At 56.9% G+C, this 6,662-nt stretch carries 8 protein-coding genes; 4 read left to right on the top strand and 4 right to left on the bottom strand.

The annotated features are described in order from the left end of the window. Nucleotides 1-859 precede the first annotated feature (859 nt). The gene (locus NKJ77_RS32205; RefSeq protein WP_352536379.1) at nt 860-1,093 is read right to left on the bottom strand and encodes a hypothetical protein; all 234 of its coding nucleotides are present in this window, start codon (nt 1,091-1,093) and stop codon (nt 860-862) included. Between the two features lie 104 nt (nt 1,094-1,197). Here NKJ77_RS32205 and NKJ77_RS32200 point away from each other — a divergent pair, with 104 nt between their 5' ends. After that, nucleotides 1,198-1,605, top strand: a complete 408-nt coding sequence (locus NKJ77_RS32200) for a DUF768 domain-containing protein (RefSeq protein ID WP_352536378.1) — start codon at nt 1,198-1,200, stop codon at nt 1,603-1,605. Between the two features lie 291 nt (nt 1,606-1,896). Here NKJ77_RS32200 and NKJ77_RS32195 read toward each other — a convergent pair whose 3' ends face one another. Beyond that, nucleotides 1,897-2,712: a J domain-containing protein gene (locus NKJ77_RS32195; protein ID WP_352536377.1), complete on the bottom strand. Its 816-nt coding sequence runs from the start codon at nt 2,710-2,712 to the stop codon at nt 1,897-1,899. A gap of 1,223 nt (nt 2,713-3,935) precedes the next feature. On the opposite strand from NKJ77_RS32195, the gene NKJ77_RS32190 reads away from it, so the two are divergent. Continuing rightward, nucleotides 3,936-4,088 carry a hypothetical protein gene (locus NKJ77_RS32190; RefSeq protein ID WP_352536376.1) on the top strand — a complete coding sequence of 51 codons (153 nt, stop codon included), beginning with the start codon at nt 3,936-3,938 and terminating at the stop codon, nt 4,086-4,088. A 230-nt stretch (nt 4,089-4,318) separates the two neighbouring features. Here NKJ77_RS32190 and NKJ77_RS32185 read toward each other — a convergent pair whose 3' ends face one another. After that, nucleotides 4,319-4,633, bottom strand: coding sequence for an addiction module antidote protein (locus tag NKJ77_RS32185; protein WP_023730761.1), 315 nt, complete (start codon nt 4,631-4,633; stop codon nt 4,319-4,321). 10 nt (nt 4,634-4,643) lie between these two features. After that, on the bottom strand, nt 4,644-4,934 hold the full coding sequence (locus NKJ77_RS32180; protein WP_352536375.1) for a type II toxin-antitoxin system RelE/ParE family toxin: 291 nt from the start codon (nt 4,932-4,934) through the stop codon (nt 4,644-4,646). Nucleotides 4,935-5,338: 404 nt separating this feature from the next. On the opposite strand from NKJ77_RS32180, the gene NKJ77_RS32175 reads away from it, so the two are divergent. Both NKJ77_RS32175 and NKJ77_RS32170 read left to right on the top strand, forming a co-directional pair. Next, nucleotides 5,339-5,809 (top strand): hypothetical protein, encoded by a 471-nt coding sequence (locus NKJ77_RS32175; RefSeq protein ID WP_352536374.1) that lies wholly within the window; start codon nt 5,339-5,341, stop codon nt 5,807-5,809. Between the two features lie 58 nt (nt 5,810-5,867). Next, nucleotides 5,868-6,131, top strand: a complete 264-nt coding sequence (locus NKJ77_RS32170) for a hypothetical protein (RefSeq protein WP_352536373.1) — start codon at nt 5,868-5,870, stop codon at nt 6,129-6,131. Nucleotides 6,132-6,662: the final 531 nt, after the last annotated feature.

Below are 6,662 nucleotides of genomic sequence, written 5' to 3'. Positions count from 1 at the left end.
TCCAGGGAATCGGTGACGTTGAACATCACCAGCCTGCCATGACCGCCCTCTCTCAGCGAATTTGCAGAACTCTCAGCACACTACCTCGGGCGGTCGCACTGTTCCCATATCAGTGTCTCCCAAAACTGCCCACTACCTCAACGGTTGGTGGGCTTTTTGTACATTAGCGGAACCTGGAATTTGGGGGCTTGTTGATAGAACGGCAGCGAGTGGGTGATCGCTGCTGGTCGAGGTCCCGCAAGACTCGGCCGGGCTCGCATCACCTGCCCCGGTCGGTGCGAGCCCACCGTCGAGCGACCAACAAGCGAACTTCCCTGTGTCGGTCTCTATTTGATACTAGGAGACGGTGGTTTCACCATCACGCGCAATTGCATCTGGTCGATCGTTGCGACGATGGCAGCAGCCAGCGCTTCCGCCTCATCCATGAGCCCGGCCCATAGAGACCGTTCACCGCTTCCTCGCTGGGCAGCACGCCGGGCGGACAGTGATCCTCGATAGTGCGCCGGATGAGCGTCAGCGCTGCCCGGCATTCGTCGGCTTCGATCTTCATAACCATTGAAACATTCACTTTAGCTAAAATGTTCCGGAACCGATTTCAGGTTGGCGGCTTGAGACGGTGAGGGAAGAACACTAGTTATGCCCATCAGACGAAAAGCCGTGGATGCCGGGATTTTTAAGCCTGCCGAATTGGCCTTGCTAGGGCGCGTTTTCGAGCAGCTTAAACTCGTCGACGACCAACACCCGATGCGCAGGGCCGGTTGGCCTCTCGGATCATTGCCAACTACATGGCCGGGATAAAAGATGAGGCCGAACTTCTCTCGCTTTCGAAGCAGCCGTTAGGGCGGCAAGGTCGGGAAAGCTAGAGCTTCACCAGCCGCACAACATCAAGCGTGACCGTCACCACCGGGCCACCCAGGCTTACCGTTACGGCGTCCTTCTCGACCCGTGTGACGCTGCCGATCAGTTCGATGGTCTGACCTTTGACCACCTTCGTGGTGCTATCCCGAACGGAATGCGGAAATCCGTAGGTCGGTATCGACACGCTGATCCTGTCGTCAGTGACGCGTCGAATAATGGTGGCGTCGACCGCCACCTCATCGCCGATCTGATACCACTAGCCATGCACTGGAGTCTGGTGCGGCCGTCTCAGCGGTCAAGTAGTGGAACCTAATATATGCGCTTTGAACTTATCGGCTGATGAGCACACGCGGCATCAACTTTCTCGATCGGTGGATGGCAGAGCACCTGCCCAACGCGATGACTGATGATCCAGTGGCGGTTAGCGACCTCGCTGACGAAATGATGAAATCTGCGGAGCGTGAGGGAATCGGTGCCGACGAGATCAACGAGGAGGTCGGCAGCGTCTATGATGTGATCTTCGAGGCGATGCACTGCCATATCGAGGACCAAGGCGCGGACGGGGCGCCAAGCGTCTATGCGGGGCTCTCCCTGATGCGCTGGCGTATCATCGAAGATCGCTTCCATGGCAAGATTCTGGATCGAACCGGGTTCGATGTGGATCCTCCGCTGTTTGAGCTTGGGCTTCATCAGAATGAAGGGCGACATGGTTCATCCGAATGTAGAAATTTGCGCCGGGGGAGGTGAGAATGAGGCTACCAGGAAATGTGTTGGTTGGGAGATCGCCGAGGTGCAGTGCGGTCCGCGAAAGCGATCAATGAGGTTGAATGCGCAGAGCGTGCCGCCAAGACAGCCAGGTTGAAATCGCTACGCTTGTCTCAGATCTTGCCAGAGGCCGACCCGCACATTTCGTTCAACGAGGAACTCGACTGCTCGGTGCTTGTCGCGGTGCTGGCTCGCGAACTGCATAATTATCCAAAGCGGCCCGAATCCCATTCTCCCGATTGAAGGAAACCAAAAGCCTCGGCGCAGGGGCAGCTAGGGGGATGGGTGATCCAGGAGCCGAATAGTCGGATTGCGGCGGCGTTCAGAGTTGACGCGATCGACACCTTCAGCGGTGATGGCGATCGTGCCATTTTCCACTCTGACGATCCAACCTTTCGCCTTTAGATACCAGATGTGGAACTCGAGATGTTCTCGCGGACAGTCTGACAAGCGCTCCAGCTCTACATCTCCGATGCCAGGATCGCTGACGTCGTGCCGGCGTTTCGCATAAAGCAGCGAAAGCAGTTTGGCTTGAATCTCGAAATCTCGCTCGAAGCCTTTATTGTTGCTGGCTTCCTGGGTCAACTCTCGACGAAGGCCGGCATGGTCTCTATACGCGACGTCATATTGCGCCCGCTTGACCGGATCTTTGAGCGTATTATGGGCTTCCACAATTTCGCTGAAGCGGGCTTCATCGCCAGTCTGCTGATTGTCTGGATGATAGCGCATCGCAAAGTAACGGAATACGCGCTCTAGAGTTTCCGAGTTGGCGTTTGGGCTGATCTCCAGCGTTTCGTACAAGTCGACGAACATCAAGAAGTCCCCACCAGCAAGGTATTTTTGCGAATACGCAATTTCCCCCACCTTCAGCATCGCCCCAGTCGGGGCCAAACGCAAGCCGCTTGAACTCGCGAGCCGACCTTTGGCACCAGCTAGGCAGGCTTCTGCAGCAGCGGCTCCGTTCCCTTCGGCCGGCGGTATTTCTTCACCATCTGGACCGTGCCAGCATCGACCATCAGGCGACCAAGCGCCTGGACGGTTACGCAAGGGCGCGCTTTTCAGTTCGGTCGAGAGGGCCTTGTTCTGCACCTACTGCGATCGGGGCGGACCCGTAAGATTGGAGATCCACAAATTGCCGCGGAATTGAATCTCGCCGCCAAACACCGTGAAGCGGACGGGATGCTGCGCCACGCACCAAACAACAGCAGCCTACCATGGCACAGTGCGCCGAAGAGGCATTAGCCTCTCACTCTGCAAATACTGATTTGAAGGGCATTTTAATAAAATGCCATTCAACTAGTACGCTAGGCTTTCCTCTGCACTGCAATTAACTTTGACCAAACGAAATAGTGGTGTCGCGCCGGTCATTACTTGCGTGATTGCTAAAATAATGAAACGCTTCCACCCATTGGGGATGGGTCGATGGAAGAAAGCCCAGATAGATTTAGTTGCATTCTCGATCCGGCCGGCGCTTGGATGGTATGGGATCACGTTGCCGACGAGCCCGCAACCTTGGGCGGAAAAATACTTATGGGCTGCACGCGAGAACGCGCCGAGACTGCTCGCGACGTACTCTTGCGCATTTACCAAAATAGGCTGGACGCTCGACCAGCTGGCCGCTCCCCCGCTTAAGACATGTCGCGCTGCCGGTAGCGTCAGACCGCGCCAGCGAGCATCAGGAGGGCGATGGCGGCTATGTAGAGCGGAATAATGTTCATGGGCGGGGGATAACAGCGGGATTCACGGGCACAGTTTTGTTCACCCACTATGACAATTCGCAGCGGCGCCGAAACATGGCGTCGACGGCGCAACGTTCGACGCGGTCGGGTTCAAACCTCCAGGGATCAAAACACACATGAAGAGGAGAGTGCCTGATGTACCTAGCGAACGCCGCCCGCCATCAAGCGATCGGGGACAAGACCAGAAGAAGGATCCAAAAGCAGGGTGTGACATGCAGAGGCTACAAGCTGTGGACAGACGCTGAAGACGGCATTTGCCGGGACGGTTATCCCGACTATGCCGCTATATCAAGAGCGCTTCCCCACCGCAGCCGCTGCGCGATCAAGAACCGGTGCGTGAGCATCGGAATCACCAAGAGCAGCACATGGACAGCAGAGAGACACGCTGTTCCGCAAGCTGTATCGCACGGCTACCACTAAGGTGCTGTACGAAGCGTTTCCCGAGATGGATCGCGTGCTATTTTCGACCGTGGCTCGCAGCAAAAGCTTTCAAGACCGCGTAAGCCTTACGAGACGACCGGCATCGGCCTGTTGGACACACTGCGCGAGGAGTGTTGGCGGCAGAACATCTCGATGGCTGACCTCGATGAGTTCGCCAATGCCAAGCGCTATTTCAAGCACAAACGCTGGCGAGGAAAGCGTGGGACCGCAAATTATAACTGCATCGTGCGCGCCATCCACGAACTCGGCGGCACGCTCTCCGTTCAGTGGGGGAGCGTCTATTGAGCACCTTCCGCGACCGCATTGAAGCCACGATCGAGCATCTGATTGCGATGCTGGACGCCCATGGACGGTGACACCGATCGAGAGCCGGAGCCGCTGGAAGAGCAGCATGACCGGAGGCTGTTCCTACAGCATCGGAAACGTTCGTGTTGGCCGAACTGAGGCGGCGGTACAGGACAACCCGCCAATAATGAAGGAATTGGCGGGGGCAGTAAACGAACCCCCGCCAGAGCTTAGGCGTCAGCCAAATTATCGTTGTTCTTTGGATCGGCAGCCACAGTTAGATGCAGCTGAAGCGCCTTCAGCACTTTCATGATCGTGGCGAATTCGGGATTTCCGTCCGCGCTTAAAGCCTTGTACAGACTTTCCCGTGACATTCCCGCCAATTTCGCGATGTTTGTCATTCCCCGAGCGCGCGCTATGTCGCCGATAGCAGCTGTAACGACTGCGGGATCACATTCCTCGAATGCTGCGTTGATGTAAGCGAAGATCATTTCTTCGCTGTCGAGGTGCTCAGATGCGTCCCAGCGTTTCGTCTTTAGGGTCATGAGATCACTCCTACACTTTCTTCGCTAATGCGTTTGCGGCTGCGATATCTTCTTTCTGCGTACTCTTGTCGCCGCCACCAAGCAGGATGATGACAGTCGTACCCCGAGAGGTAAAATAGACCCGATAGCCTGGGCCGTAGTGAATCCGAAACTCGCTTACCCCTTCTCCAACAGGCGCGACATCACCCAAGGTGCCTTGCGAAACACGCGTCAACCGCGCGAGAATCCTAGCGCGAGCTTGTATGTCTTTGAGTGATTTGAACCAGTCGGAGTAGTCGTCGGTCTGTCGGACTTCGATCATGCTTACGTATCCTATGGACTACAAGTTTACAAGGGATAAATGGTTCCAGAGGCGAGCCAGTGGGAACTGGAGCACGAAGCTAAGGCAGAAGCCGGAGGGATCTCGCGATACGGGAGTCGCCGAAGCAAGAGCATCGCGCTAAGTTCGCTAGAGCACAAGCCGGCTCCCCGAAGGGAGTGCTTGACGAAATCGGCGAATAAGCAAAGTGTGTCCGTGGGCTGAACACCCGGACCTGGAATACGGCGGCGCAACCCTTGGCGGGGCGGCTTCACCGAAAACGCGAGACTTGGAGGCCCTGGCAGGGCTTCCTAGACGCATGTGGAGCGCCTTGGCGGGCGTCCAACTCGGCTTTTATGGCCGGGGGCGGACGCTATGTCCAGAGGGAAACCTTAAAGGCGTTCGGCTTGTCTTCCAGGCAAGTGTTCAACCCCGGCTATGGCGCTGCTCGCCATGCGGGCCTGAACAGCCCTTCCTGGGAACATCAACATGACATCACAGGCAACAACCATCGACCGGCGGGGCTTCTCGTCGGACTGGCCTCTCTGCCGGCAATAGCGGGCGCTGTAGCGCTGGCGCCGCGCGCAAAGGCTCCTTACCCGCTCGCCGACACCATCGCCGAATATTATGCCAAGCTGGCAGAGTTCGAAGCGATCCCGAGCCATCACCTGACTATGGAAAATGAGAACGCCTATGTAGCAGCAACCTATGGGCCGCTAGATGACAAGCTGTGGCACGCAACGCCGCCGGCAACGAGCAATCGGGGCGTTGCAGAAGCGATCCGCTACGCTCTGCAGGAGCATTCGCTAATTGATCGGGTAGCAGAAGCTATCCTGATGTCGGCGCTGGCCTTCCTCGATCAGGAGCGCATGTCATGACCGCTCACATCAGGATGCTGAAGCCCTACGGCATGCCGCAGCGAGCCGACCAGCGCGTATGGCGTCAGTCGTCGAGAAACGCCTCAACGACCTCCTGGACCGTGCCATGAGCCTGATAACGGCACTGGATCTCATGCAGGCAGATTGCGATCTGGAGGAAACGGCAGACGACGAGCCGTCGCTTGGCTGCCTCGATGATCTGGAGCTAGACAACGCCGACGACGAGGAAGGCGCCGACGCAGAGCCTTGTCCAGACATTTACGGCGAAACCGTCATGTGGGGCGATGATCTGAAATCCCAGGAAGTGCTGGTGTCGCTCTAACGCCACGGAAAGTTTTCCGCCGCGCAAGCCCGCTGCCTCATGGTGGCGGGCTTTTTATATTAGCAATGCATAAAATTCGAGAAGGTCCATGGCATGGTCGTTAGCAAACTCGCTGCATCGTGCCACCTAGTGTCGGTGGATTGGGTTTGCGATGCGCGGGGCTGGATGGATCAAGGGCTTAAGGGAAGCTGAGGCTCGCGAACTGCGAAGCGATATCGATCGGCTCGAAATGGACTTGATCGCCGCAGCCAGTTGTAAGGGTCAATCTAGGCTGCACGACGTCGCGAACACACTGCGATGCAAGAGAGTACGCTTGGAACGCCTAGAAGAGTTTCTCGGTTCAATGACTTCGAAAGGCCGGCCAGAGACATCCGCAACCTCGCCCCATGAAGGCCGGCGGGAAAAGGCACTTCATCATTTCCGAAAGAGAACCCGCTGCCTCACAGTGAACTGACCCCCGAAAGTTGGACACAACCTTCGGGGGTTTTGCATGTCCAGACACGGCGAGAGTTTCAAGCGCTCGGTTGTCGA

Source organism: Mesorhizobium sp. M0052 (assembly GCF_040323255.1).
Lineage (GTDB): Bacteria > Pseudomonadota > Alphaproteobacteria > Rhizobiales > Rhizobiaceae > Mesorhizobium.
Note: the sequence above shows the minus strand (reverse complement) of the source record. Positions and strands in the feature narration are given on the sequence as shown.

What these genes read in the sequence shown, in the direction of transcription:
- NKJ77_RS32190 (WP_352536376.1), top strand. Translation starts at nt 3,936, where the DNA reads ATGGCTGACCTCGATGAGTTCGCCAATGCCAAGCGCTATTTCAAGCAC.
- NKJ77_RS32200 (WP_352536378.1), top strand. Translation starts at nt 1,198, where the DNA reads ATGAGCACACGCGGCATCAACTTTCTCGATCGGTGGATGGCAGAGCAC.
- NKJ77_RS32185 (WP_023730761.1), bottom strand. Translation starts at nt 4,633, where the DNA reads ATGACCCTAAAGACGAAACGCTGGGACGCATCTGAGCACCTCGACAGC.
- NKJ77_RS32170 (WP_352536373.1), top strand. Translation starts at nt 5,868, where the DNA reads ATGGCGTCAGTCGTCGAGAAACGCCTCAACGACCTCCTGGACCGTGCC.
- NKJ77_RS32180 (WP_352536375.1), bottom strand. Translation starts at nt 4,934, where the DNA reads ATGATCGAAGTCCGACAGACCGACGACTACTCCGACTGGTTCAAATCA.